The following is a 25,509-nucleotide window of genomic DNA, read 5'->3' as shown; positions in this document are numbered from 1 at the left end:
CTTATGCTGGGGCCGTGATCATCCTTGCGGCGACGCCGATCGGAAACCTCGGGGATGCCACCCGTCGGCTCGTCGAGGCGCTGGAAGCCGCGACCGTGATCGCCGCGGAGGACACGCGCACGACGCAGCGACTGCTCGCAGGGCTCGGCGTCGCCAACCGCCCGCAGCTGATCGCCCTGCACGATCACAACGAGAAGCAGCGCGCCGCAGAGCTTGCGCGCCGTGCCGCGACCGAGGACGTGCTGGTGCTCAGCGACGCGGGCATGCCCACGGTGAGCGACCCGGGATACGGGCTCGTTGCCGAGGCCGTGGCGCAGGGCGTCGAGGTGATCGCGCTTCCGGGGCCCTCCGCCGTGCTCACGGCCCTCGCGGTCTCGGGACTTCCCACCGACCGCTTCGCCTTCGAGGGCTTTGTGCCGCGCAAGCAGGGCGAGCGTCGGGCGATGTTCGCCCGGTTGGCCGGCGAGGAGCGCACGCTGGTGTTCTTCGAAGCGCCCACCCGTCTCGCCGACACCCTCGCAGATCTGGCCGACGCCTTCGGCGCCGACCGCCCCGCATCCGTCTCGCGGGAGCTGACCAAGCTCTACGAGCAGACCGTGCGCGGGCCGCTGTCGGAGCTTGCAGCCTGGGCCGCCGACGGGGTGCGCGGCGAGCTCGTCATCGTCGTCGGCGGCGCGGAACGCGCCCGCGTGGCGTTCCCCGACGCCGTCACGCAGGTGCTGGAGATCGTCCGCACCGGTGTGCGCCTGAAGGATGCGGCGGGCGAGGTCGCCGAGGCGACGGGTCACTCCTCGCGCGAGCTCTATCAGGCGGCGCTCGCCGTTCGCGGCTGACGCATCTGCCAGGCGCGACGCCGGCTCCACATCGAGAGGGGGAGCCGGCGTCGCGGATCAGCGCCCGCGTGCTCGGCGATGCCGCGCGAGCACGGCGAGGCCGGCAGCGAGCGTGAGCGTCGCCGCGACGAAGAGTGCGAGCGGCGCCTCCCGGCCGGTGCGGGCCAGCGCAGCGGGTGCGGATGCCTCGTCGCCCTGCGGTTTGGCGGCAACCGGGTCTGCGGAGCCCGGCTCGGGATCCGTCCCTGGCGTCTCGGCTTCCGCGAGGGCGTCGAGCGCCGCGGAGAGCAGGGCCGCGGCCGCATCCACCCGCTCCTGGGCGGGCGAGAGCGCACCCCCGAGGAACCGGGCGATCTCCAGCGCGTCATCGACCGCGGCGAGGGATGCGGGCGGGTACAGGGATCGCTCCAGCGTCTCGGCTCGGGCGACGAGCGCGCTCAGCCGGGTCAGATCGGCCGCCGCCTCCGGCACGCGCTCCAGCTGCAGGTCGTCGATCGTTCCCCACGAACCCTGCGCGAGCTCGCCGGCGACTCTGAGGGTGATCGTCTCTCCCTCGGTCACCGTGACCGTGTCCGTCGTCGGGGTCGACCAGTTGCGCCAGCCGCCGAGGACGAACGGCGCGGCCGCCTCCTGCGTCGGTGATGAGATCACGAGACGCACCGTGTCGCTGAGCTGGCCGCCGCCCTGCAGGGCTCCCGAGGCGCGGTAGGTCCCCGCGGGCACGGGGCCCACCACCTGCTCGAGCATGAAGGAGAACCGATCCGCCGAGTAGAAGTGCGCGGAGCGCGATCCGGTCCGCGGGTCGTCCCACGCGCCCACGGTGAGGCCGGTGCCCGTCGCACGCCACATGGACGTGTCGTCGTCTTCGAAGCCGGGGTTCGCGAGCAGATTCGCCGAGGTGACCGTGACCGTCGCGCGCGTCGACAGGCCGGCCGAGGTCGTGCCGCGGAAGACATAGGTGCCCGGGCCCGACACCCACTCGGTGCCGGGTGTCCACGTGACGGACTGCTCCTCGGCGGTCAGGTCGTTGTAGGAGACCGTGACGGTGGCGGGCAGTGCGATCGTCGCGCCGTCGGCCACCGTCAGCTCGGGTGAGGCGACGCCGGTGACCTCACGAGGGGCAACGGCCCCCGTGCGGGCGTACGAGAACACGTTCAGCGACTCCAGCGGCGTCCCGTCATGGGCGAAGAGCGCCTGGTTGTCCCACGCGGAGCCTCCGTAGTGCACACCGGCGTCGTTCGGGTCGTACTCGCCGGCATAGCTCGCCGCCCAGCCGGAGCCGTCGCGTTCCCAGAGCGCGGCGTTCTGCGCGGCGGCCTCCGGTGGACCCACCGGCAGCCAGGCGGGCTCCCAGTAGTACACGCCCAGCCCGGCCGCACCCACATCCGAGACGGCCTGGATGACATCGCGCACCGCGAGAGCCTGGCCCTGGACGCTCACCGGATAGTTCGTCGCCTCGCTGGGCTGATCGATGACGTTCGTGTGGCCGTCGCCGTCCTCCAGCGTGTAGGCCCAGCTCGTCTCGGCGACGATGACGTCCTTGTCGTAGGTGTCGGCGACCTGCCTCAGCACGCTCGTCAGGTTCTGCAGCGTGCCATGCCAGAACGGGTAGTAGGAGGATGCGAAGACGTCGTAGTCGACACCCCGGTCGTCGAGCTGCTTCGCGATATCGGCATAGCTGCCCGGTCGCTCCGGATTCGTGAAATGCAGCGCGACGAGGGCGTTGGGAAGCACGTCGCGCACGGCGGCGGACCCGGCCGAGAAGATCTGCGCCATGTCGTCCCACCCGCTGACGCCCGCGACACCGTTCGTGGTCTCGTTGCCGATCTGCACCATCCGTACGTCGACGCCGGCCGACGCGAATGCCGTCAGCGCCTCTGCCGTGTACGCGCGGGTCGCCGCCGCCTTGTCGGCGACGCTCAACGCCGCCCATGCCTTCGGAGCCTTCTGCTTCGCGGGATCCGCCCAGAAGTCGGAGTAGTGGAAGTCGACGAGCAGCCGGAGCCCCGCATCCGTCGCGCGTTCACCGATCTCGATCGCGCGCGCGACGTCGACGGTCCCGCCGCCGTAGCCGTTGCCTGCCGCGTCGAAGGGGTCGTTCCAGACGCGCACGCGCACGTCGGTGACGCCGGCGTCGGCGAGGACCTCGAACAGGTCGGCGGGCTGTCCCGCCGTGTCGCGGAAGACGACGCCCGAGTCCTCGAGGGCGATCACGGAGGACACGTCGACCCCGTTGATGAAGTCGGGAGACAGGTTGTCGACCTTCGGGACCGTGATGCCGGCCGAGACCGGCTCATCCGCCGCGACGGCGGGTGTGGCGAACGCGCCGGCGGCGAGGAGGCCGAGCGCAGTCGCGGCGGCGGCGGATCGGAAGAGCGAACGACGGATGCGGCGCTGCATGGGTGTCCTTTCGTGCGGGCGGCTCAGCCCTTGACGGAGCCCTGGGTCAGCCCGCCCACGATGAATCGCTGCAGGGAGAGGAACAGGGCGAGCACGGGAATCGCGGCGATGACGGCGCCCGCGGCGAACAGGCCCCATCGGGAGGCGAGCTGGTTCGAGACCCACTGGTACATGCCGACGGCGAGCGTCCAGTTGTCCTCGCTGGTGAGCACGATCTTCGCGAGGATGTAGTCGCCGAACGCCGTGATGAACGCGAGGAGCGCGACCACGGCGAGGATCGGGGTGACGAGCGGGATGATCAGGCGCCAGAAGATCTGCGCGTGCGTCGCGCCGTCGATCTTCGCCGACTCGTCGATCTCGATCGGGATGGTGTTGAAGAAGCCGTACATGAGGAACGTGTTCGCCCCCAGCGCGCCGCCGAGGTAGACGCAGATGAGCGCGAGCTTCGAGTTCAGCCCCAACGCCGGCACGATCTCGCCGATCGCCAGGAGCATGAGGAAGATCGCGACGAAGGCGAGGGCCTGCGGGAACATCTGCACGATGAGCAGCGACGTCAGGCTCACACGGCGGCCGCGGAAGCGGAACCGGGAGAACGCGTAGGCGGCCGACGCGCCCATGATGACGGCGCCCACGGCCGAGACCCCGCCCACGAGCAGCGTGTTGCCGACCCACGTCCAGTAGCTGGTGGCGCCCAGCGCCGCGAAGTTGGACAGATCGAACGCGCTGAACAGGTTGTTCGAGCCGGAGAGCGTGCCGCGAGGGTTCAGTGAGGCGGAGAGGACGTAGACCAGCGGGAAGACCGCGTAGAAGACGACGACGACGGCGAAGAAGTATTTCCATCCGACCTCGAGCCACCAGCGGCGGCGGCGGATGCGGGTGCGTGCCGTGGACATCACTGGAACTCCTCGAGCTTGCGGGTCTGGCGGAAGGCGATGGCGGAGATGACGCCCACCACGATGAACACGATGATCGACAGGGCGCTGGCCAGGCCGTAGTCGGCGGCACCGCCGGCGACGCCGGAGACGCGGTAGATCGCCGAGATGAGGATGTCGGTCGATCCGAGCGTGTAGGGCGCCCCGGGTATCGCGGGTCCGCCCGCGTTGAACATGTAGATGACGGTGAAGTTGTTGAAGCTGAACGCGAAGGAGGAGATCGCGAGCGGGGCGGTGGACACGAGCAGCAGCGGCAGCACGATCGAGCGGAACTGGCGCCACCGGCCGGCGCCGTCGATCGAGGCGGCCTCCAGCGTGTCGGAGGGGAGCGCCTGAAGAGCCCCGGTGCACACGAGGAACCAATACGGGAAGCTGAGCCACACGTTCACCCACAGCACGGCCGCCTTGGCCAGCCACGGATCTCCCAGCCAGTTGATCTGGCTGCCGAAGAAGAACAGGTCGTTGATGACGCCGAACTCGGCGTTGAACATGCCGCGGAACAGCAGTGCCGACATGAAGGCGGGGAAGGCGTACGGGAGGATGATGAGCGTCCTCAGGTACTTCCGGGCGCGTACGCGCGGGTCGTTGAACACGAGCGCGAAGACCAGTCCGAGACCGAAGCTGATGACGACCGAGCCGGCAGCGAAGGCGAACGTCCAGCCGGTCACCGACAGCAGGGGGCCGGCGAGCGATGGGTCGGTGAAGACCCGCAGGAAGTTGTCGAAGCCCACGTTGACGTACCAGCCCGCCGGAAGTCGCGTGCCGTCGTCGGCGACGAAGCTGCCGGTCGCGTCGTCAGCGGTGTAGACGGTGCCGTTCACGGTGTCGGTGATGGTGCCCGCCTCGGCGTCCCACACCATCGTGGGGGTGTAGAGCACACCCGTGGAGCCGTCGCGGGTGCGGATCGAGCCGTCATTGGGGTCGTCGGAGAACGGCACGCGCAGGGCCTCGATCGTCGCCTGCAGCTCCTGGTCGGTGATCACCTGGGTGCGGGGGACCACCGTCCACCCGTCGACGGATGCGGGTGCCTGGCCCGCGGGGGCGGTGCCGACATCCGTCAGCGGCGACGCGGCGCTGCCGACGCGCACGTCGCCGTCGTCGTTGATCGCGAGGCCGTACTCGCCGAAGCGCTCGACGACCGACAGCGGATAGGTCTCGGAGCCCTCGATGCGCCGCTCGCCCTGGATGAGGGCCGCGTCCACGGCCTGCTCCTGAGAGCCTGCGTGGCCGGTGCCGTAGTTGGTGAAGGCGATGTAGGCGGTGTAGCCGAAGACGAAGACCTGGAAGACGAGGAGGAACACGAGCCCCGGCATCAGGTACTTCAGCGGCAGGGCGCGCTTGGTGAAGTACACGACGTCGGCGGCGAGCACGAGTGCCGCCGTCACGCCGAGAAGGATCCATGACTGGGCCGAGAAGGCGGAGAGGATCGCCATGATCCCGAGGGCGTTGATCAGGCCCATCACGATGAGCTTGACGATGAACCCCCACCCGATTCCCCGCCACGATCGGGCATGGGACTCCCGAGGAGGCCTCGAGGGCGGGGTGAGAACCTGCGGCTGCGCCATGTGTGTCGTCTCCTGTTCGACGGCCACGAGCGGGGCGGGCCACAGGGCCCGCCCCGTCGCGGTCAACCCGCGAGGGTGCCCTGAAGGTCGGTGATCATCTTGTTCCAAGTGCCCGACGGGTCGGCACCGCTGATGATCTGCGACTCGGCCGCGTTCCAGAAGTCCCACACGGAGCCCATCTCGGGGATCGACGGCATCGGCACGCCGTTCTTCGACGAGGCCAGGAAGCCCGCGATGATCGGGTCGCTCGCGACCTCGTCGGCCAGGCTGGTCCAGGCCGGGATGCGGGGGTCCGCCTCGTACAGCGCACGCTGCGCGTCCTCGGTGCCGAGGTAGTTCACGAGGAACTCCTGGGCGAGCAGGGCGTTCTTGCTCTGCGAGCTCAGGTAGAAGCCCTGCACACCCACGAAGGGGGCGGCGGGCTGGCCGCCGGCGGAGGGGATCGGGTTCACGGCGACGTTGACGTCCGGGAAGGAGCTGATCGCCCAGGGGCCCTGCACCGTGTACGGCGCCTTGCCGGAGGCGAACAGCTCGTTGTTGATGTCGTAGTCGATCGTGGTCGAGAGGTACCCGGTGCCGGCGGAGCCGTTGGCGTGCAGCCACTGGGCGAACGCCTCGCCGGCAGCCCCGCCCATGCCGACCTCGTTCGTGTACGAGCCGCTGGAGTCCTGCACGAACACCGGGGCGCCGAACGAGGTCTGGAAGCCGTACATCGTGTAGCCGTCACCGGTCTCGCCGGCGGTGTTGATGACGAAGGGTCGCTCGGTGCCCGCGGCCAGACCCTTCTGGATCATCTCGTCCCACGTGGCGGGTGCGTCGGCGCCGACGAGGTCCACGTTCTGCACGAGAGCGACCGTCTCGAGCGAGTAGGGCAGTGCGTAGAGCTGACCGTCGTAGGTCATCGCCTCGATCGCGACCGGTTCGAACTCGGCGGCCTTCTCGCCCAGGTCGATCGTGTCCACGACACCCGCGGCGACGAGCGCCCCGAGCCAGTCGTGCGAGCCCACGGTGATGTCCGGGCCCTCGCCGGTGGGAACCTGCGAGATGAAGTCGTTGCGGAGGTCTTCGAAGTTCTTCTGCACGAGCGTGACCTTCGCGCCCGTCTCCTCCTCGAACGCCTTCGCGGCCGCCGTGATGGCGGCTTCGCGTTCCTGGTCGGTCCAGATGACCAGCTCGGCCGACGAGTCGGCGGTCTGCTCGGCGGTCGAGCCGCCGGAGCAGCCGGCGAGCAGCAGCGCGGATGCGGCGGCAGCGACGCCGATTCCGATGATCTTGCGCATGTGACGTGTTCCTTTCAGAACGGTGGTCGAGTATGCGCGCCTTCGTCGACGTCGCATCGTCACGACCGGATGGGGGAAGCGTCCGCCCGTTGACGGACGCCGAGGTTCGGGGGAGTCGCCGGTCAGCGACCACCCCCGCGGGTCGGTGGGGTGCGTACGACGGCGACGCCGCCGGCGGCGACGACCGTCTCGTGGCCCGTGGCGGCCCCGGTGAGCAGGTCCGTGCCGGCGATCGGGGCGGCGAGGGCCGCATCGGAGTGGTTGACGAGCACGACGTAGTCGGCGTCGCTGCCATGGCGAGTCACGGTCTCCAGGCCCGCGGGCAGACCTGCCGGCGTGAGTCCGGCGTCGACGTACACCCGCGTGAGGATCGCGGCGAGCCCCGCCGCATCCGGCCTCGTGCTGACGTACCAGCCGACGCCCGCGCCATGCGGATTGCGCGTGACGGCGGGAGCCCCGTCGGCGGGGCCGCCGACGTAGCGGGCGAGCACCTCGGCGCCGTCGACGCGGAGATCTTCGCTCCACTGGTCGATCGTCAGGCGCTCGCCGCCGAGATCGATCGCGGCGATGTCGCCTTCGCGCAGCGGAAGGAACTCCTCGACTCGCACGCCGAGAGCTTCGCTGAGCGGCGCGAGGTATCCGCCCTCGTGGACCGCGTCGTTCTCGTCGACGACGGCGGAGAAGTAGGAGACGAGGAGCGTTCCGCCGCCGGCGACGTAGGCGGTGAGGTTCGCCGCATCCTTCTGGGTCAGCAGGTACTGCGCGGGGGCGAGGACGAGCGAGTAGCCCGACAGGTCGTGGCCTGGCAGCGCGAAGTCCACCGTGATGCCGTCACGCCAGAGCTGCGTGTAGTACGCGCGCACCCGCTCGTCGTGGTCGAGGAGATCGGAAGGGCGCCACTCGAGGTCCTGCGCCCAGAACGACTCGAAGTCCCAGAGGATGGCGACGTCGGCCTTCACGCGGGAGCCGCGCACCTCGGCGAGGGCGGCGAGATCGGAGCCGAGGGCGGTGACCTCACGGAACACCCGGGAGTCGGCGCCGGCATGCGGCAGCATCGCGGAGTGGAACTTCTCGGCTCCCGAGCGCGAGGCACGCCACTGGAAAAAGAGGATGGCGTCGGCACCGCGTCCGAGGTGCGTGAGCGAGTTGCGGGCCATCTCGCCGGGGCGCTTGGCGACGTTCTGCGGCTGCCAGTTGACGGCGGACGTCGAGTGCTCCATCAGGATCCACGGCTTGCCGCCGCCGACCGAGCGGCTGAGGTCTGCCGCGATCGCGAGTCCGATCTCGCCCTCGCGATCGGGCGCCCAGAGATAGTGGTCGTCGGAGACGATGTCGACCTCGCGGCCCCAGGCCCACAGGTCCGTCGTCTGGCTCTGGTTGGCCATGAAGTTGGTCGTGATCGGCTGGTCGGCGTGCTGCCGGATCGCGTCGCGCTCGGCGATGAAGCAGGCGCGCAGCTGGTGATCGGTGAAGCGCGCGAAGTCGAGGCGCTGCGCGGGGTTGACGACGGAGGGAGCTGCCGCGGGCGCGCCCACGTGCTCCCAGTCGCCGTAGTGCTGACCCCAGAATGCGGTTCCCCATGCGGTGTTGAGTGCCTCGAGGCTCCCGTAGCGCTCGCGCAGCCAGATGCGCCATGCGGCGACCGCGTGAGGCGAGTAGTCCTCGCCGACGGGCACGCCGTACTCGTTGTGGACGTGCCACATCACGACCGCCGGATGCGTGGCGTACCGGCGGGCGAGTTCGGTCGCGATACGCACCGACGCCTCGCGGTAGGCCGGGGCGGAGTGCGACGCCATCCCGCGGGAGCCGAAGCCCATCGTGGTGCCGTCGCGGGTCACGACGCGGGCGTCCGGGTGGTTCGCGAAGAACCAGGCGGGCGGGGAGGCGGTGGGAGTGCCGAGATCGACGCGGATGCCGTTCGCGTGCAGGAGGTCGAGCAGCTCGTCCATCCAGGAGAAGTCGAAGACGCCCTCCGAGGTCTCGAGCAGACCCCAGGAGAAGATGCCGACGCTGACGAGGTTGACCCCGGCCTCGCGCATGAGCGCGACGTCCTGGTGCCAGATCTCGACGGGCCACTGCTCGGGGTTGTAGTCGCCGCCGTAGGCGATTCCGTCCAGCTGCGGCCAGGGTGAGCTCTGGGTCATGACGCTCCGTCGGGTCGAGGGTGTCGATCCCGGTCAGGTGCGACTGGGACCGGTCACAGTCTGCGCATCGAGGATCGGCGCGATCAAGCCCGTGATGCGTTCGTTACCGAACTGTGACCGGTCACAGGTTGATCGGCACGTCGTGTCCGCACGGCCGGGGTCAGGCGATAGAGTCCTCGCGTGGAAGACACGACCATCGCCCGGCGCCGCCCCACCATCCGGGACGTCGCCGCCGCGGCGGGAGTCTCGCGCGGCACGGTCTCCCGAGTGATCAACGGCGGGCACTGGGTCTCACCCGATGCCCGCACGGCGGTCGAGGAAGCCATCAGGCGCACCGGGTATACGGCCAACCACGCCGCCCGCTCGCTGGCGACGGGGCGAGCCGGCTCGCTGGCGTTCCTGCTGACCGAGCCGCAGCATCTGCTGTTCGCGGATCCCAACTTCTCGCTCCTGCTACGGGGTGCTGCCGAAGCGCTCGCCCAGCGGTCCATGACCCTCGTGCTGCTCGTGGCCGGTACGCCCGAGGAGCGTGCGAACGTCGCGCACTTCGTCAGCGCAGGCCACGTCGACGGCGTGCTGCTCATCTCGTCGCACGAGGCCGACCCGCTGCTCGATTCCCTCCTGGATGCGGGTGTTCCCACCGTCTCGTGCGGGCTTCCGCTCGGGCATCAGGGCGACCTGGCCGCGGTCGCCGTCGACGAGGAGGGCTCGGCCCGCGTGATGACCCGGTACCTGCTCGATCGAGGACACCGGCGCATCGCGATGATCGCGGGGCCCGATGACACACCGGGCGGGCGCTACCGCCTCGTGGGCTTTAGGGAGGAGCTCGGTGAGGCGTTCGACGCCGATCTCGTCGAACACGGCGACTACAGCCGCGAATCGGGCACGCTCGCCATGTCGCGACTGCTCGAGCGCACCCGTGACATCGACGCGGTGTTCGCCGCATCCGACATGATGGCCGCCGGTGCCGTCGTGGCCCTTCGCCGAGCCGGTCTCCGCGTGCCCGAGGACATCGCGGTGGCGGGCTTCGACGACTCCGGACTCGCCGCCGCGCACGAACCGCCGCTGACCACCATGCGCCAGCCCTGGGACCGCATCAGCGCCGAGATGGTGACGTTGCTGCTCGAGGTCATCGAGGGCGCCCCGCGGCGCAGCGTCACCCTGCCGACCGAGCTGGTCGTGCGAGACAGCGCCTGAGCCGCCTCGTCACAGGGCGGCACGCCCCTCGGGCGCCGCCTAGAATCTACGGGTGAGCAACGGCCGTTCCTTCTACATCACGACGCCGATCTACTACCCGAGCGATGTCCCGCACATCGGGCACGGGTACACGACGGTCGCCGTCGACACGCTCGCGCGCTGGCACCGCCAGTCGGGGGACGACACGTGGATGCTGACGGGCACCGACGAGCACGGTCAGAAGATGCTCCGCGCGGCCGCCGCCAACGGGGTCACCCCCCAGGAGTGGGTGGACAAGCTCGTCAGCGAGGCATGGTTCCCGTTGCTGGAGAGCCTCGACGTCGCCAACGACGACTTCATCCGCACGACCCAGGAACGCCACGAAGAGGGCGTCAAGCGCTTCGTACAGGCCATCTACGATCGCGGGTACATATACGCAGGCGAGTACGAGGCCCTGTACTGCGTGGGCTGCGAGGAGTTCAAGCCGGAGTCCGAGATCCTCGACGGCACGGGCGCGTTCGAGGGGCTCAAGGTCTGCGCGATCCACTCGAAGCCTCTCGAGCTGCTGCAGGAGAAGAACTACTTCTTCAAGCTGAGCGAGTTCGCCGAGCCGCTGCTGAAGCTCTACAAGGACAACCCCGACTTCATCCGTCCCGAGTCCGCGCGCAACGAGGTCGTCTCCTTCGTGCGCTCGGGCCTCAAGGACCTCTCGATCTCGCGCTCGGCGTTCGACTGGGGCATCCAGGTGCCGTGGGATCCGCAGCACGTGATCTACGTGTGGGTCGATGCGCTCCTCAACTACGCGACCGCGATCGGCTACGGCGTCGACGAGGAGGACTTCGGCCGCCGCTGGCCCGCCTATCACGTCGTCGGCAAGGACATCCTGCGCTTCCACGCCGTCATCTGGCCGGCGATGCTGATGGCGGCGGGACTCGAGGTGCCGCGCGGCGTCTTCGCGCACGGCTGGCTGCTCGTGGGCGGCGAGAAGATGTCGAAGTCGAAGCTCACCGGCATCGCGCCGACCGAGATCACCGATGTGTTCGGCTCCGACGCGTACCGCTTCTACTTCCTCTCCGCGATCGCCTTCGGGCAGGACGGCTCGTTCTCCTGGGAGGATCTGTCGGCGCGCTATCAGGCCGAGCTCGCCAATGGCTTCGGCAACCTCGCCTCGCGCACGGTCGCGATGATCGAGCGTTACTTAGAGGGGATCGTCCCGCCCGCGGCGACCTACACCGAGGCGGATCTGGCGATCCAGCAGACCGTGGCGGATGCGGCCGCATCCGCCGACGCCGCGATGGAGCGCTTCCGCATCGACGAGGCGATCGCGGCGATCTGGACGATCGTCGACGCGCTCAACGGGTACATCACCGAGAACGAGCCGTGGGCGCTCGCCAAGGATCCCGAGCAGGCGGGGCGCCTGGGTACCGTGCTCTACACGGCGGCCGAGGGACTGCGCGCGCTCGCCGTGCTGCTGTCGCCGGTCATGCCCGTCGCGACGGAAAAGCTGTGGATCGCCCTCGGGGCGGCCGAGTCGCTCGGGCGCCTGCAGGACCAGCCGCTGCGCGAGGCGGGCGTGTGGGGCGCTCTGCGACCCGGCACGAGCGTCAACGGACTCTCCCCGCTGTTCCCGCGCGTCGAGCAGTGATCCGATGAGCGATCCCAGCCAATACGTGCGCCAGCGCGAGAAGGGCAGCCGCGACGTCAGCTATCCGCCCGCGCCGGAGCCGTTGGGCGTCGCACTCTACGACAACCACTGCCATCTGGAGATCCAGGACGGCGACGAGGCGATGTCGCTCGACGAACAGCTCGAACGCGCCGCATCCGTCGGCATCGTCGGGGTCGTGCAGGCCGGCGGCGACATCGAGTCGAGCCGCTGGTCGGCGTGGGCGGCCGCCTCGCATCCGCGGGTGCTCGCCGCGGTCGCGATCCACCCCAACGAGGCACCCGCCTACGCGGCCGCGGGGCGGCTGGGGGCGGCGATCGAGGTCATCGACGAGCTCGCCGCCCAGCCGCGGGTGCGCGCCATCGGGGAGACGGGGCTGGACTTCTTCCGCACCGAGCCCGAGGGGCTGGGGGCGCAGCACGAGAGCTTCGAGGCGCATATCGCCCTCGCGAAGAAGCACGGCATCGCGATGCAGATCCACGACCGCGACGCGCACGACGCCGTGCTCGAGACGCTCGCACGGGTGGGCGCTCCGGAGCGCACGGTCTTCCACTGCTTCTCGGGCGACGCCGACATGGCGCGGATCGCGGCCGAGCGCGGCTACTACCTCTCGTTCGCGGGCAACGTCACGTTCAAGAACGCACAGAACCTGCGCGACGCGCTCGCTGTGACGCCGCCAGATCGCATCCTCGTCGAGACCGACGCGCCGTTTCTCACACCCACCCCGTTCCGGGGGCGTCCCAATGCGCCCTACCTCGTGCCGGTGACGGTGCGCTTCATGGCCGCCGAGCTGGGCATGGATCCGGACGAGCTCGCGGCACAGGTCGCCGCCAACACGCTCGCGGTCTACGGCTCGTTCGACTGACGCAGCCGCACGCGCCGCCCCCGCATCCGTTCCGCGTGTCGGAGAAAACGGCGAAGGTCGGAGGATACGGTAGCGATCCTCCGACCTTCGTGCGTTTCTCCGACGGGAGCGACTGCTCCGGGGCTCAGCGGTCCTCGTCGTCGAGGCGCTTCTCCTCCTGCGCCTCGAGGCGGTCCTTCTCCTTCTGCGCCTTCTCCCGCTCTTCGCGGATCTCCTCGTGCGACTTCGAGTTGTTGGTCATGCCGGCTCCTCTCACTTCTTCTGACGGGGTTTCTTGACGAAAAGCGTCTCGGTCTGTTCGAGCTCCATGCCCTTGGTCTCGGGGATCTTCCAGAGCACGAAGACGAACGACAGGGCCGCGAAGATCGCGTACATGAGGTACGTCAGCGGAAGCGACCAGGCGGAGAGCTCCGGGAAGGTCCACGACACGAGGAAGTTCGCGATCCACTGGGCACCCGCGGCCACGCCGAGCGCCTTGCCGCGGATGCGGCTGGGGAAGATCTCGCCGAGAAGCACCCAGACGAGCGGGCCCCACGAGGCGCCGAAGCCGACGACGAACAGGTTCGCCGCGACGAGGGCGACCGGCCCCCAGGCGCCGGGCAGCGAGATGTCCTTGCCCTCTCCCGTGGCGAACGAGAACGAGAGCGCCATCGCACCCAGCGAGAGCGCCATCAGCACGGAACCGGTGAGCAGGATCGGCTTACGTCCCACCCGGTCGACGAGGAAGATCGCGATGAGGGTGACGAGCACGTTGGTGACGCTCGTGATGACGCTCACCAGCAGCGCGTTGCTCTCGTCGAAACCGACCGCCTGCCAGAGCGTCGTCGAGTAGTAGAAGATCACGTTGATGCCGACGAACTGCTGGAACACCGACAGGATGATGCCGATCCAGACGATGGGGTTCAGCCCCAGTGCGCGGCCCGCGAGACTGGCCTTCGCGTTCTTGCGATCCGTTTCGATGGCCGTGGTGAGCTCGTTGACGGTCTTGTCGAGATCGGCGGCGGGCACGAGTCGGGCGAAGATATCCTTCGCCTCCTGGGTGCGGCCCCTCGCGAGCAGGTATCGGGGGGACTCGGGCATTGTGAACGAGAGGATGCCGTAGACGGCGGCGGGGATCACGCCGATGAGGAACATCCAGCGCCAGGCGTCGAGACCCCACCACAGAGTGTTGTCGGCGCTGCCGCCCGCGGCTCCGGCGAGCACGGCGTTGCTCAGCAGGGCGGCGAAGATGCCCAGCGTGATGGCCAGCTGCTGCAGCGACGCGAGCGATCCGCGGATCTGCCGCGGGGCGACCTCGGCGATGTAGGCGGGGGCGACCACGGAGGCGATGCCGATGCCGAGTCCGCCCAGCACACGCCAGACGATGAGGTCGGGGACGCTGAAGGTCAGAGCGGAGCCGACCGAGCTCACGAGGAACAGCACCGAGCCCAGCAGCATGACGCGCAGACGCCCGAAGCGGTCCGAGAGAGCGCCGGCGAGGATGGCGCCGACGGCGCAGCCGAGCAGCGCGACCGCGACGACGAAGCCCGTGAGGATGGGCTCCTTCGTGTAGTCGGCCTCGATGGATTTCACGGCGCCGTTGATGACGGAGGAGTCGAACCCGAAGAGGAACCCGCCCACGGCCGCGGCGACGGAGAGTCCGATCGCCCGGCGTCCGAACGGACTGCGCATCGAGAACGTCCCCGTGGGGAGTGCTTCGGTGGTCATTTCGTCACCCTAACCCTGACAGCGTTCTCTCAGGGTCGGACTTGGCTCGACGGTTGTCTAGGGTTATAGGCATGACCGTGCACCTGCTCGGCGCGGCCGAGATCCGCGCGCTGGCCGCCGAGCTCGATGTCACTCCGACGAAGAAACTTGGGCAGAACTTCGTCGTCGACGCCAACACCGTGCGCAAGATCGTGCAGGTCGCCGGTGTCGCCGCCGGCGAGCACGTCGTGGAGGTCGGGCCGGGGCTCGGCTCGCTCACCCTCGCCATCCTCGAGACCGGGGCGAGCGTGGTGGCGGTCGAGATCGATCACCGTCTCGCCGAGCGCCTCCCGGCGACGGCCCGTGCGCACGGGGTGCGCGACGGGATGCTGCGCGTGGTGGATGCGGATGCGCTCACCATCCGGGATCTGCCGGGGGAGCCCACGGTTCTCGTGGCCAATCTGCCGTACAACGTCTCGGTGCCCGTGCTCCTGCACTTCCTCGAGCATTTCGGTCACCTCGAGCGCGGTGTGGTCATGGTGCAGGCAGAGGTCGGCGAGCGACTCGCGGCGCCTCCAGGCTCCAAGGTCTACGGAGCCCCGAGTGTCAAAGCCGCCTGGTACGGCGCCTGGCGGCTGGCGGGGACCGTCTCACGGCAGGTCTTCTGGCCGGTCCCGAACGTGGACAGTGTGCTCGTCGGCTTCCGACGCGACGCCGAGGCGCGCGGCGACGAGACCGAGCGCGTCGCGACGTTCCGCATCGTGGACGCCGCGTTCCAGCAGCGTCGCAAGATGCTGCGCCAGGCGCTCTCCGGGCTGTTCGGCGGCTCGGCCGCATCCGCCAGTGCCGTTCTCGAGGCGGCGGGCGTGGACCCGACCCTCCGGGGCGAGCAGCTGACGATCGACGACTTCCAGCGGATCGCGCGGGTGTCCGCATGAGCGTCCCCGTCGTCCTGTTCGTATGCGTCCACAATGCGGGACGCTCGCAGATGGCCGCAGGCTTCGCCCGGGCGCTGGGCGGCGACAGGGTCGAAGTGCGCTCGGGCGGCTCGGAGCCTGCATCCGCGATCAACCCCGTCGCGGTCGAGGTCATGGCCGAGCGGGGCATCGACATCACCGAGAACGTGCCGCAGCTGCTCGCGACGGACGACGTGCGCGAGGCCGACGCCGTGATCACGATGGGATGCGGCGATGCCTGCCCGATCTTCCCGGGAAAGCGCTACGAGGACTGGGAGCTGCGCGATCCCGCCGGGCAGGGCGCGGAGATGGTCCGCGAGGTGCGCGACGACATCGAAGCGCGCGTGCGGCGGCTTCTCGGCGAGCTGGGCGTCCTCTCCTCCTGAGCGTCCCGCCCCGAACGGTCACCGGGTGCAACTGAGGGATTCACCGTGTGTTCAGCCGCCGGTACGAAACATGCCGGTAACATTCGCGGGAACGATGGCCGCGCCCGAGCGGCCCGTGAAAGGGACGGACCCATGCGTGCTGGGGAGTATCCGGCGGCCGAACGCGTACTGCTGCACCTGAGCGACACCCACCTGCGAGCGCCGGGGCCGAAGCTGTTCGACCGCGTCGACGGACTCCGCCTGCTCGAGCGGGCTCTCGGGCGCATCGAGGCGAGCGGCATCCGTCCGGACGGCATCGTCTTCACGGGTGACCTCGTCGATCTGGGTGAGGCGGATGCGTACACCGCCCTGCGCGGGCTCGTCGAGCCGTTCGCCCGGCAGCTGGAGGCGCCCGTGTTCTGGGTGATGGGCAACCACGACGAGCGCGGCGCGTTCCGCGCGCGCCTGCTGGATGCGGACCCTGCCACGACCCCCTTCGACCGGGTCGACGAGATCGACGGCCTCCGCCTGATCACGCTCGACACGACCGTCCCCGGGGCGCATCACGGCGAGCTGCGCCCGGCACAGCTCGCCTGGCTCCGGGAGCAACTGGCGCAGCCCGCACCGCTGGGCACGATCCTCGCCATGCACCATCCGCCCGTGCCGAGTGTGCTACCGCTCGCGGCGAGCGTCGAGTTGCGCGATCAGCGCGCGCTCGCAGACGTGCTGCGCGGCAGCGACGTGCGCGCGATCATCGCCGGTCACCTGCACTACTCGACCTTCGCGACGTTCGCCGGCATCCCGGTCTCGGTCGCGTCCTCGACCTGCTATGCCCAGGACCTCACCGTCCCCGTCGGCGGCACGCGCCCGCAGGACGGCTCGCAGGCGTACAACCTCGTGCACGTGTTCGCCGAGACCGTCGTGCACTCCGTCGTCGCGGTCGACGCGCCGCATCCGCTCGAGTACATCGACCCGGTCGAGGCGCAGCGTCGCCTCCACTCGGCGGGCATCGCCCAGGACGTCAGCGCTGGACGGACGCCTCCGACCGCTCCCATCCCGATCCTGCGCTGACCGCGGGCAGCTCCCACGGTGCGCGCACCGGGAACATGCGCTCCAGAAGCTCGGTCACCACGCGCACGCGTACCTCTTCGGGAACCTCGGCCGAACCGCCGTCGTTGAGGCAGAACATGTCGACGTCGCGTCGCTCGGACAGTCTGCTCATGCGTCGCAGTGACTCGGCCATGGTCGTCTGGTAGTAGCGGGTGCGCGGTGCGGTCGTCGCGACCGCGCGACCGGTGAAGGCGGCGTAGTAGTGATAGAGGCTGTTGGTCACCGAGATGTCGGTGGCCGAGCGGAAACGGGATGCGGCGGTGCGGGCGAAGTCCTCGGCGAACGTCTGCTCCAGCTCGGCCATCACGCTGCGCCGAAGCGGGGTGGCGCAGTGCTCGAGGTCGTGCGTGATGGTGCGTCCGAAGCGCTCGCGCAGGAGCTCCCGGTTCACGCGCAGCGCGTTGTCGTGGCCGCTGCGGTGCGGCGCGTTCGGCCCTGTGCCGATGCGCACGTCGCACTCCACGAACTTCGAGATGCCGGCAGGGGAGAAGAACAGCTCGGGAGCGACGGGTCGCCCGAAGAACATGTCGTCGTTCGAGTAGAGAAAGTGCTCGGCGAGACCGTCGATGCGGTGCAGCTGCGCCTCGACGGCGTGCGAGTTGTGGATCGGCAGCACCGAGGTGTCGGCGAAGAACTCCTCGCTGCGCACGACTGTCACCCGCGGATGGTCGGCCAGCCAGGCAGGCGTAGGCGAATCGGTGGCGATGAAGATGCGACGCACCCACGGCGCGTACATGTGGACGCTTCGCAGGGCGTAGCGCAGTTCGTCGACGTGGCGGTAGCGAGCCGGGCCGTCGTCGCCCTCGCCCACGACATAGCCCGCCATCTGCGCTGCGCGCTGGCGCTGGAACTCGCTGGACGAGCCGTCTACCCACGAGAAGACCATGTCGATGTCGTCGACCATCTCGTTCGGATGCGGGTCGAACATGCCCCTCAGGCTCTGCCACGTGCGGCCGTGACGGCGGATGGTGACGCGCTCGAGGTCTGCGGCCGCGATGATGCGCCGGGTCAGCGCGTTGGCGTGCGGCGCCTCGACCGTCTCGTCGCCGAAGCGCCAGAACTCCAGGCGCACGCCATACGACGCGCCGTAGCGCAGCGACCCCGCGAGTCGCGGTCGGAAGACGCGAAGGGCGCTGGGGGCGCCGCGGCGCGGGGCGTGATCCGGGGCGGGCACCGTGCTCAGGCCTTTGGGCTTCACGTACACGGGCTCTCTCGTGCACAGCCCTGTCACCGCGGCCCAGGCGCGGTCCTGATCGGCCACGTCCACGACGACCGCCTCGTCGCGCAGGCCGTGGCGCACCAGCAGTGGCTCGACGCCGGCATCCGTCAACGCATCCGCGATCATCGCGAGATCCGCGAGATGCGCGTCGTGGGGGGAGAGATCGTCGTGACGGAGGTGGAGCATGCCCGATTCGAGCACGACGTCCTCACGCGTCAGGAGCGCCGCCCAGGGGTGGGGGTCGGCGGGAAGAGCAGACAGAGAGACCATCTCGTCAGCGTAGAGCCCGCGCATTACGGGCGAGTTTCGCAAGGGCCCGCGTTCATAGGTCCCCGTGGATAGGCTGCAGGGGTGACTGCCCCGCGATTCCGTCCGAACGTCCCCGAGATCCACCGTCCGTACACCGCCGCCGACGAGCGCTACGGTGCCATGGACTACCGCCAGGTCGGCCGTTCGGGCCTGTACCTGCCGCCGATCTCGCTCGGTCTGTGGTGGAACTTCGGCGACAACGTCGCGTTCGACAAGCAGCGCGAGATCCTCCGCCACTCCTTCGACAGCGGCATCACGCACTTCGACCTCGCCGACAACTACGGCCCGCCGTACGGCGCCGCGGAGACGAACTTCGGACGCATGATGCGCGAGGACTTCGGTCGCTACCGCGACGAGCTGATCATCTCGTCCAAGGCGGGGTGGGACATGTGGCCGGGCCCCTACGGCGACTACGCCTCGCGCAAGCACATCCTCGCGGGTGCCGAGCAGTCCCTGAAGCGGATGAACCTCGACTACGTCGACATCTTCTACTCGCACCGCGTCGACCCGGTGACCCCGATCGAGGAGACCATCGGTGCCCTCGACACGCTCGTGCGCCAGGGCAAGGCGCTCTACGTCGGCATCTCGTCGTACAGCGCTGAGCGCACCGCCGTGGCCTCGGCCGTGGCACGTAGCCTCGGCACGCCGCTCGTGATCCACCAGCCCGCGTACTCGATCCTCAACCGCTGGGTCGAGGACGGCCTGACCGGCGTGCTGCGTCAGGAGGAGATGTCGGCCATCGCCTTCACACCGTTGGCGCAGGGGCTGCTCACGGGCAAGTACCTCGGCGACGGCCGCGGTCATCGCTCGCAGACGCGAAGCTCATTGCCCGACAAGCCGCTCTCTCACGCCACGATCGCGGCGCTTCGCGGGCTGAACGTCGTGGCGAAGGAGCGGGGTCAGACCCTCGCCCAGATGGCCATCCAGTGGGTGCTGCGCGAGCCGACGGTCGCATCCGCTCTCATCGGCGCATCGAGCGTCGAGCAGATCGACGAGAACCTCGCAGCTCTGGCCGGACCCGCGTTCGACACGGAAGAGCTGGAGCGCATCGACGCCCTCGCGGAGGGCATCGACGTCGACCTCTGGGCGGTGTCCTCGAAACTGTGAGCATCTCGCGAGCGTCGTCGCGCGTCCATGTGCGCGCCCCGGGGAAGATCAACGTCTTCCTCGAGGTCGGTCAGGTGCAGGATGACGGCTACCACGACGTCGCGAGCGCGTACCAGGCGGTGTCGGCCTTCGAGGATGTCTGGGCGACGCCGGCCGACACGATCAGCGTCGAGGTGACGGGCTCGGTCGATGTGGCAGGAGTGCCGCTCGACGACCGCAACCTCGCCGTCCGTGCCGCGCGACTGCTCGCGGCTGAAACCGGCCACCGGGGCGGGGTGCACCTCGAGATCCACAAGGGCGTCCCTGTCGCGGGCGGCATGGGAGGCGGGTCCGCCGATGCGGCGGCGACTCTTCTCGCCTGCGACGCCCTCTGGGACACCCGGTTGGGGACGCCGCAGCTCCATGCGCTCGCCGCGCGGCTGGGAGCCGATGTTCCGTTCGCCCTCATGGGCGGCACCGCGGTCGGTGTCGGACGCGGTGACGAACTGAGCCCGGCGCTCGCCCGAGGGCGCTTCGACTGGGTGATCGTGACGAGCCAGGACGGACTGTCGACACCCGAGGTGTACCGGGCGCTCGACGAGCATCGCGCCCGTCACGCGCTCGACATCTCACCGGCCTCGCGTCGGCCGCTGGTCGACAACGACGTGCTCCACGCACTGCGGGCGGGGGATGCGGCCATGCTCGCCTCATCCGCTCGCAACGACCTGCAGGTCGCGGCGCTGGCCCTGCGTCCGGGGCTCGGCGACGTCCTCGAGGCGGGGGAGCGCGAGGGTGCGCTCGTGGGCCTGGTCTCGGGTTCCGGTCCCACCCTCGCGTTCCTCGCCGCCGACGCCGAGGCGGCGATCGAGCTGCAGATCGTGCTCAGCGCGAGCGGGCACGTCGCCCATCACGTGCACGGGCCCGTGCCCGGTGCCCGAATCATCGACTGAGCGCGCTGCTCGTCAGGAGGATACGCATGTCTGCCCACGACCTCATCGCCCGTCAGCACGAGGGCCCCGTCGACGCCGCATCCGGCGCCCGTCTGGCGAGCGACGGCCTGCGGCTCGTGTGTCTCGCCGACGACGACGGTCGTGCGTTCGACGGGTGGCAGGCCGCCGTCACCCGCGGCTTCCTCGGCGACGAGCCCAGCGACGTGCAGCGCGAGACGGGCCGGGGGCTTCGCGGACACCGACGGATGATCGCGGTGCTCGATGATTCGATTCCGCAGCCCGAGGTCCCCGTGGGAACCCTGGCGTCGTGGGTGGCGGAACTGTCCGTTCCCGGCGGTGTCGTCGACTCCTGCGCGATCAGCTCCGTCACGGTGGCGCCCACTCACCGTCGTCGCGGCATCTGGCGCGCCATGATGGAGGGGGAGCTGCGCACGGCCGCGGCCCTGGGCCTGCCGGTGGCGAGCCTCACCGTGAGCGAGTCCACGCTCTACGGACGGTTCGGCTTCGCGCAGGCCGTGACCGCGGCGAGCATCGAGATCGACGTGAAGCGCGCCTCTTGGGCGGGACCCGCACCCTCCGGTCGGGTGGACTTCATCCCCCGTGAGCGCTGGCGGGAGCACGCCCCGGAGCTGTTCGACTCGATCCGGCGGGTTACTCCGGGCGAGGCCGAGATGCCGCGCGGACACCTGGACCGCTTCGCGGGCACCCGGGCCGATGCCGAGAAGCCCGGGCACACCCGCGCCGTGCAGTACACGGCCGCATCCGGCGAGATCACGGGGCTCGCGCTGTACTCCGTCGAGGAGAACCACGACGACTTCACCCGCTCGAGCGTCACGATCGCGAACCTGATGGCGGCGGATGCGGATGCCTACGCGGGTCTGTGGCGCTTCTTCATCGAGATGGATCTCATCGGGACAGTTCGTGCCAGTGAGCTGGCCGTCGACGAGCCGCTGCTGTGGATGATCTCGGATCGGCGCGCGGCTACCCTCACCCTCCGCGACCACCACTACCTGCGCGTGCTCGATACGCCCGCCTTGCTGGGCTCGCGTCGCTACGAGGGGGCGGGCTCGGTCGTGCTCGACGTGCACGACCCGCTGGATCTCGCGGGCGGTCGGTTCCGCCTGACGGTCGGCGAGGACGGTGCCGCATCGGTCGCCAGGACCGAGGATGCCGCCGGCGCGCGCCTGGGCGTCGCGGAGCTCGCGGCGATCGTGCTCGGTCAGGTCTCGGCGGTGACGCTGGCCGCAGCGGGTCGCATCCACGCGGAGGATCCGGTGGCGCTGGCCCGCCTGTTCGGCTGGCACCGACCCGTCCGCCTGAGCTACTGGTACTGAGAGCGGCGAGCACATGACGCCCCGTGACGCAACCTGCGGCGCCGGTGTCGCCGAGGGTGGGTAACGTGGGTGCTCCTCCGCTGTTCTGCGGGGATCTGGCGCGGCTGGGAGGCGGCGATGAAAGCTCTTTTGGGTGACACGGTGCTCGCGGAGGCTCCGAAGGAAGATCTGATCCGCATCGAGGGCAACTGGTACTTCCCGCCGGCGAGCATCGCCGAGGGCGTCCTCGTCGACAGCCCGACGCCGTACACCTGTCCGTGGAAGGGCGCGGCCCACTACTTCACGGTGACCGCTGACGGCCGCGAGCTCACCGACCGCGCATGGTCGTACCCCGAGCCCTACCCGGGTGCGATCGAGAAGGTCGGTGCGGATTTCTCGGGATACGTGGCCTTCTGGAAAGAAGTCGAGGTCACCGAGTGAGCCTCGCCCGGGACCGGGCATGATCGAGTTCCGCGGCGTCGACAAGCAGTTCCCCGACGGCACGCGTGCGGTCAAGGACTTCTCCCTGGTCATCCCGTCGCGCCAGACCACGGTGTTCGTCGGCTCGTCCGGATGCGGCAAGACGACGCTCCTCCGGATGATCAACCGCATGGTCGAACCGACCGCGGGTGTCATCGAGATCGACGGCGAGGACGTCTCGACGGGCTCGCCCGTGGCGCTGCGCCGCCGCATCGGCTACGTCATGCAGAACTCCGGTCTGCTCCCGCACTTCACGGTCGCCGACAACATCGCCACCGTGCCGGTGCTGAACGGCACCTCCCGGCGCGACGCACGCAAGCGGGCGCTCGAGCTCATGGAGACGGTCGGGCTCGACACCGCCCTCGCCGACCGCTACCCGAGCCAGCTCTCGGGCGGCCAGCAGCAGCGCGTGGGCGTCGCCCGCGGCCTCGCCGCCGATCCCAACATCCTCCTGATGGACGAACCGTTCGGCGCGGTCGACCCGATCGTGCGCGCGGAGCTCCAGCAGGAGCTCATCCGCCTCCAGCGCGACCTCGACAAGACCGTGGTGTTCGTCACGCACGACATCGACGAGGCATTCCTGCTCGGCGACCAGGTCGTCATCCTCGCGAAGGGGGCGCAGAAGCTTCAGGTCGGCAGCCCCAGCGAGATCATGCAGGCGCCCGCCGACGACTTCGTGTCGGCGTTCATCGGCGCCGACAGGGGCAAGCGCGCGCTGCGGCTCAAAGAGGTGGGCGGACGCACGGTCGTCGTCGACGCCGAGGGCCGCACGCAGGGCGCGCTCGTCGAGGATGGCCGGTGACATGACCTGGGTCCTCGCGAACCTCGGCATGATCGCCGAGCTGGCTCTCGACCACCTGCGCCAGAGCCTCATCGCGATCGTCGTCGGGTTCGTCCTGTCGATCCCGCTGGGGTGGGTGGCCTGGCGGTACCGCCTGCTGCGCGGCTGGGTGATCACCGTCACGGGGCTGCTCTACACCATCCCGTCGCTCGCGCTGCTGATCCTGCTGCCGACGGCACTGGGCTACCGCATCCCGACCGAGTTCAACCTCATCGTCGGACTCACGATCTACGCGATCGCGATCCTCACGCGCGCTGTGACGGACGGTCTCGACTCGGTGGATGCGGGTGTGCGCCAGGCGGCGACGGCGATGGGCTACGGCGGTTTCCGGCGATTCTTCGCCGTCGACCTTCCGCTGGCAGGGCCCGTGATCCTCGCGGGTCTGCGGGTGACGGCGGTGTCGACGATCTCGCTGGCCACGGTCGGCATCCTCGTCGGCGTCACCAATCTCGGCTACCTCTTCACCAACGGGCTGCAGCGCCGCATCCTCGAGGAGGTCTTCGCGGGCGTCGTCGCCGTCGTGATCCTCGCTCTCGTCGTCGACCTCGTGCTCGTGCTGCTCGGTCGGCTGGCGATGCCCTGGAGCCGTAACACCCGCCCGACTCGCCGACGCGCCGCCGCCCGAGCGGAGGCCACGGCATGAACGTCTTCTGGGATGCGATCGTCTGGCTCTTCTCGCCCGAGCAGTACAGCGGTCCGAGCGCGCTGCAGGTGCTCCTGCTGCAGCAGCTCGGCTACACGGCCGTCGCCGTGGCGATCGCGGCCGTGATCGCCATTCCCGCCGGCCTCGCGATCGGCCACACCGGTCGCGGCCGTGAGATCGCGGTGGCCATCTCGGGTGCCGCCCGTGCCGTGCCGTCGTTCGGCCTGCTGGTGCTGCTCGTGCTGCTGATGGGCGTGCTGCACAAGCCGGAGGCCGCGGTGGTGACCTTCGTCGTGCTCGCCATCCCGGCGCTGCTCGCCGGCGCCTACTCCGGTCTCGAGGCGATCGACCGCCGTGTCATCGACGCCGCCCGCGCGATGGGCATGACCGAGTGGCAGATTCTCTGGCGGGTGGAGATCCCGCTGGGCCTGCCGCTGCTGGTCGGCGGCATCCGCTCCGCCGTGCTGCAGGTCGTGGCCACCGTGACGATCGCCGCCTACGTCGGTCTCGGCGGCCTCGGTCTGCCGATCATCCAGGGCATTCCGCTGCGGCGGATCGACCAGGTGCTCGGCGGCGCGATCGTCGTCGCCGTGCTCGCTCTCGTGCTCGACGCGCTGCTCGCCCTCGCCCAGCGGGCCGCCGTGCCCGCCGGCGTCCGTGCTCAGGCGCCGTCGCGCTCACCGCGGCGGCTGCGCTCCCGACCCGTGCAGGCCGTCTGAGCACGCCCCACACGTCCCGAATCCACCAGGAAGGAACACCATGTCCACAGCATCCCGCCGCCGCGTCGCCCTCATCGGCGCCGTCGCACTCACCTCCGCGCTGGCACTCGCCGGCTGCGCGTCCTCCTCCGACCCGCTCTCCGATGGCGACCAGACCAAGGCGCCGTCCGACACGATCGTCGTCGGCTCCCAGGACTACTACTCGAACGAGATCATCGCGGAGATCTACGCCCAGGCGCTCGAGGGCGCCGGCTTCACGGTGCAGCGCGACTTCACGATCGGTCAGCGCGACGCGTACCTCCCCGAGCTCGAGAGCGGCGCCATCACGCTGTTCCCGGAGTACACCGGCAACCTGCTCCAGTTCTTCGAGCCCGACACCGAGGCGCGCTCCTCCGACGACGTCTACGCGGCGCTCAAGGAGGCCCTGCCCGAGAACCTCACCGTGCTCGACCAGTCGACGGCGAGCGACCAGGACTCCTACACCGTCACCGAGGCGTTCGCCGATCAGTGGGGACTCGAGACCATCGCCGACCTCTCGAAGGTCACCGAGCCGCTGACGCTGGGCGGACCGCCCGAGCTCGCCGACCGCCCCTACGGGCCCACGGGGCTGAAGAGCACCTACGGCATCGACGTGACCTTCCAGGCGACCGGCGCGACCACGGTCGAGGACCTCGTGGCCGGCACGGTGAACGTCGCCAACGTGTTCACCGCCGACCCGCAGATCCAGACCCAGAAGCTCAAGGTCCTGGATGATCCGAAGTCGCTGTTCCTCGCGTCGAACGTCGTTCCGCTCGTGAACAAGGACGTCGCCGGTGACGTCGCCGACGTGATCAACAAGGTGAGCGCTGCGCTGACGCCGGAGGGACTCGTCGCGCTGAACGTCGAGAGCACGGTCGACAAGACCTCCTCCGCTGACATCGCTAAGAAGTGGCTGGCAGACAACGGACTGAGCTGACCGCATCCGTCATCGAAGG

General features: G+C 69.7%; 22 protein-coding genes. 15 read left to right on the top strand and 7 right to left on the bottom strand.

Annotated elements, in window-relative coordinates; translation table 11 throughout:
• Window positions 1-14 precede the first annotated feature (14 nt).
• Entirely contained in the window at window positions 15-833 is an 819-nt protein-coding gene (rsmI, locus tag PQV94_RS10685) for a 16S rRNA (cytidine(1402)-2'-O)-methyltransferase (protein ID WP_274285821.1), read from the top strand.
• A gap of 57 nt (window positions 834-890) precedes the next feature.
• Here rsmI and PQV94_RS10680 read toward each other — a convergent pair whose 3' ends face one another.
• The 5 genes from PQV94_RS10680 to PQV94_RS10660 form a co-directional block, all read right to left on the bottom strand.
• Window positions 891-3,233 (bottom strand): glycosyl hydrolase 53 family protein, encoded by a 2,343-nt coding sequence (locus PQV94_RS10680; protein WP_274285820.1) that lies wholly within the window; start codon window positions 3,231-3,233, stop codon window positions 891-893.
• Window positions 3,234-3,256: 23 nt separating this feature from the next.
• The gene (locus tag PQV94_RS10675; protein WP_274285819.1) at window positions 3,257-4,126 is read right to left on the bottom strand and encodes a sugar ABC transporter permease; all 870 of its coding nucleotides are present in this window, start codon (window positions 4,124-4,126) and stop codon (window positions 3,257-3,259) included.
• Window positions 4,126-5,730: an ABC transporter permease subunit gene (locus tag PQV94_RS10670; protein WP_274288270.1), complete on the bottom strand. Its 1,605-nt coding sequence runs from the start codon at window positions 5,728-5,730 to the stop codon at window positions 4,126-4,128. Before PQV94_RS10670 ends, PQV94_RS10675 begins: the two co-directional genes overlap by 1 nt.
• Window positions 5,731-5,792: 62 nt before the next feature.
• Window positions 5,793-7,010 carry a sugar ABC transporter substrate-binding protein gene (locus PQV94_RS10665; protein WP_274285818.1) on the bottom strand — a complete coding sequence of 406 codons (1,218 nt, stop codon included), beginning with the start codon at window positions 7,008-7,010 and terminating at the stop codon, window positions 5,793-5,795.
• A 122-nt stretch (window positions 7,011-7,132) separates the two neighbouring features.
• A complete protein-coding gene (locus PQV94_RS10660; RefSeq protein WP_274285817.1) occupies window positions 7,133-9,154 on the bottom strand; it encodes a beta-galactosidase in 2,022 nt (673 codons plus the stop codon).
• Between the two features lie 180 nt (window positions 9,155-9,334).
• On the opposite strand from PQV94_RS10660, the gene PQV94_RS10655 reads away from it, so the two are divergent.
• Genes PQV94_RS10655 through PQV94_RS10645 form a run of 3 tightly spaced genes read left to right on the top strand, consistent with a single transcriptional unit; the run spans window position 9,335 to window position 12,858 of the window.
• Entirely contained in the window at window positions 9,335-10,351 is a 1,017-nt protein-coding gene (locus tag PQV94_RS10655; protein ID WP_274285816.1) for a LacI family DNA-binding transcriptional regulator, read from the top strand.
• A gap of 52 nt (window positions 10,352-10,403) precedes the next feature.
• Complete coding sequence (metG, locus tag PQV94_RS10650) at window positions 10,404-11,975, top strand: methionine--tRNA ligase (protein ID WP_274285815.1); 1,572 nt, start codon at window positions 10,404-10,406, stop codon at window positions 11,973-11,975.
• Window positions 11,976-11,979: 4 nt separating this feature from the next.
• Window positions 11,980-12,858, top strand: a complete 879-nt coding sequence (locus PQV94_RS10645) for a TatD family hydrolase (protein WP_274285814.1) — start codon at window positions 11,980-11,982, stop codon at window positions 12,856-12,858.
• A gap of 252 nt (window positions 12,859-13,110) precedes the next feature.
• Here the strand turns inward: PQV94_RS10645 and PQV94_RS10640 are convergent, their stop codons facing one another.
• Complete coding sequence (locus PQV94_RS10640; RefSeq protein WP_274285813.1) at window positions 13,111-14,565, bottom strand: sugar porter family MFS transporter; 1,455 nt, start codon at window positions 14,563-14,565, stop codon at window positions 13,111-13,113.
• Between the two features lie 71 nt (window positions 14,566-14,636).
• Between PQV94_RS10640 and rsmA the strand changes: the two genes are divergently transcribed.
• From rsmA to PQV94_RS10625, 3 genes are all read left to right on the top strand, one after another.
• A complete protein-coding gene (gene rsmA / locus PQV94_RS10635; RefSeq protein ID WP_274285812.1) occupies window positions 14,637-15,482 on the top strand; it encodes a 16S rRNA (adenine(1518)-N(6)/adenine(1519)-N(6))-dimethyltransferase RsmA in 846 nt (281 codons plus the stop codon).
• Window positions 15,479-15,886, top strand: coding sequence for an arsenate reductase ArsC (locus PQV94_RS10630; RefSeq protein ID WP_274285811.1), 408 nt, complete (start codon window positions 15,479-15,481; stop codon window positions 15,884-15,886). Before rsmA ends, PQV94_RS10630 begins: the two co-directional genes overlap by 4 nt.
• A gap of 132 nt (window positions 15,887-16,018) precedes the next feature.
• Window positions 16,019-16,936, top strand: a complete 918-nt coding sequence (locus tag PQV94_RS10625; protein WP_274285810.1) for a phosphodiesterase — start codon at window positions 16,019-16,021, stop codon at window positions 16,934-16,936.
• Here PQV94_RS10625 and PQV94_RS10620 read toward each other — a convergent pair.
• Entirely contained in the window at window positions 16,887-18,464 is a 1,578-nt protein-coding gene (locus PQV94_RS10620) for a stealth conserved region 3 domain-containing protein (RefSeq protein ID WP_274285809.1), read from the bottom strand. The genes PQV94_RS10625 and PQV94_RS10620 overlap by 50 nt on opposite strands.
• 159 nt (window positions 18,465-18,623) lie before the next feature.
• On the opposite strand from PQV94_RS10620, the gene PQV94_RS10615 reads away from it, so the two are divergent.
• The 8 genes from PQV94_RS10615 to PQV94_RS10580 all read left to right on the top strand — a co-directional run bounded on the left by PQV94_RS10615 (window position 18,624) and on the right by PQV94_RS10580 (window position 25,490).
• Window positions 18,624-19,610: an aldo/keto reductase gene (locus tag PQV94_RS10615; protein WP_274288269.1), complete on the top strand. Its 987-nt coding sequence runs from the start codon at window positions 18,624-18,626 to the stop codon at window positions 19,608-19,610.
• Window positions 19,607-20,539 carry a 4-(cytidine 5'-diphospho)-2-C-methyl-D-erythritol kinase gene (locus PQV94_RS10610; RefSeq protein ID WP_274285808.1) on the top strand — a complete coding sequence of 311 codons (933 nt, stop codon included), beginning with the start codon at window positions 19,607-19,609 and terminating at the stop codon, window positions 20,537-20,539. Before PQV94_RS10615 ends, PQV94_RS10610 begins: the two co-directional genes overlap by 4 nt.
• A 26-nt stretch (window positions 20,540-20,565) precedes the next feature.
• Window positions 20,566-21,873 carry a GNAT family N-acetyltransferase gene (locus PQV94_RS10605; RefSeq protein WP_274285807.1) on the top strand — a complete coding sequence of 436 codons (1,308 nt, stop codon included), beginning with the start codon at window positions 20,566-20,568 and terminating at the stop codon, window positions 21,871-21,873.
• Between the two features lie 117 nt (window positions 21,874-21,990).
• Entirely contained in the window at window positions 21,991-22,293 is a 303-nt protein-coding gene (locus PQV94_RS10600; RefSeq protein WP_274285806.1) for a DUF427 domain-containing protein, read from the top strand.
• A gap of 19 nt (window positions 22,294-22,312) precedes the next feature.
• A complete protein-coding gene (locus PQV94_RS10595; protein WP_274285805.1) occupies window positions 22,313-23,134 on the top strand; it encodes an ABC transporter ATP-binding protein in 822 nt (273 codons plus the stop codon).
• A 1-nt stretch (window position 23,135) separates the two neighbouring features.
• Entirely contained in the window at window positions 23,136-23,816 is a 681-nt protein-coding gene (locus PQV94_RS10590) for an ABC transporter permease (RefSeq protein ID WP_274285804.1), read from the top strand.
• Window positions 23,813-24,535, top strand: a complete 723-nt coding sequence (locus PQV94_RS10585; RefSeq protein ID WP_274285803.1) for an ABC transporter permease — start codon at window positions 23,813-23,815, stop codon at window positions 24,533-24,535. Before PQV94_RS10590 ends, PQV94_RS10585 begins: the two co-directional genes overlap by 4 nt.
• A 40-nt stretch (window positions 24,536-24,575) precedes the next feature.
• Window positions 24,576-25,490 (top strand): ABC transporter substrate-binding protein, encoded by a 915-nt coding sequence (locus PQV94_RS10580; RefSeq protein WP_274285802.1) that lies wholly within the window; start codon window positions 24,576-24,578, stop codon window positions 25,488-25,490.
• Window positions 25,491-25,509 lie beyond the last annotated feature (19 nt).

It is taken from the genome of Microbacterium sp. Clip185 (assembly GCF_028743715.1).
Lineage (GTDB): Bacteria > Actinomycetota > Actinomycetes > Actinomycetales > Microbacteriaceae > Microbacterium.
Note: the sequence above shows the minus strand (reverse complement) of the source record. Positions and strands in the feature narration are given on the sequence as shown.

Coding starts and splice junctions, on each gene's coding strand:
- PQV94_RS10680 (WP_274285820.1), bottom strand. CDS start 3,233: ATGCAGCGCCGCATCCGTCGTTCGCTCTTCCGATCCGCCGCCGCCGCG.
- PQV94_RS10675 (WP_274285819.1), bottom strand. CDS start 4,126: ATGTCCACGGCACGCACCCGCATCCGCCGCCGCCGCTGGTGGCTCGAG.
- PQV94_RS10670 (WP_274288270.1), bottom strand. CDS start 5,730: ATGGCGCAGCCGCAGGTTCTCACCCCGCCCTCGAGGCCTCCTCGGGAG.
- PQV94_RS10665 (WP_274285818.1), bottom strand. CDS start 7,010: ATGCGCAAGATCATCGGAATCGGCGTCGCTGCCGCCGCATCCGCGCTG.
- PQV94_RS10660 (WP_274285817.1), bottom strand. CDS start 9,154: ATGACCCAGAGCTCACCCTGGCCGCAGCTGGACGGAATCGCCTACGGC.
- PQV94_RS10645 (WP_274285814.1), top strand. CDS start 11,980: ATGAGCGATCCCAGCCAATACGTGCGCCAGCGCGAGAAGGGCAGCCGC.
- PQV94_RS10640 (WP_274285813.1), bottom strand. CDS start 14,565: ATGACCACCGAAGCACTCCCCACGGGGACGTTCTCGATGCGCAGTCCG.
- rsmA (WP_274285812.1), top strand. CDS start 14,637: ATGACCGTGCACCTGCTCGGCGCGGCCGAGATCCGCGCGCTGGCCGCC.
- PQV94_RS10630 (WP_274285811.1), top strand. CDS start 15,479: ATGAGCGTCCCCGTCGTCCTGTTCGTATGCGTCCACAATGCGGGACGC.
- PQV94_RS10625 (WP_274285810.1), top strand. CDS start 16,019: ATGCGTGCTGGGGAGTATCCGGCGGCCGAACGCGTACTGCTGCACCTG.
- PQV94_RS10620 (WP_274285809.1), bottom strand. CDS start 18,464: ATGGTCTCTCTGTCTGCTCTTCCCGCCGACCCCCACCCCTGGGCGGCG.
- PQV94_RS10615 (WP_274288269.1), top strand. CDS start 18,624: ATGGACTACCGCCAGGTCGGCCGTTCGGGCCTGTACCTGCCGCCGATC.
- PQV94_RS10605 (WP_274285807.1), top strand. CDS start 20,566: ATGTCTGCCCACGACCTCATCGCCCGTCAGCACGAGGGCCCCGTCGAC.
- PQV94_RS10600 (WP_274285806.1), top strand. CDS start 21,991: ATGAAAGCTCTTTTGGGTGACACGGTGCTCGCGGAGGCTCCGAAGGAA.
- PQV94_RS10595 (WP_274285805.1), top strand. CDS start 22,313: ATGATCGAGTTCCGCGGCGTCGACAAGCAGTTCCCCGACGGCACGCGT.
- PQV94_RS10590 (WP_274285804.1), top strand. CDS start 23,136: ATGACCTGGGTCCTCGCGAACCTCGGCATGATCGCCGAGCTGGCTCTC.
- PQV94_RS10585 (WP_274285803.1), top strand. CDS start 23,813: ATGAACGTCTTCTGGGATGCGATCGTCTGGCTCTTCTCGCCCGAGCAG.
- PQV94_RS10580 (WP_274285802.1), top strand. CDS start 24,576: ATGTCCACAGCATCCCGCCGCCGCGTCGCCCTCATCGGCGCCGTCGCA.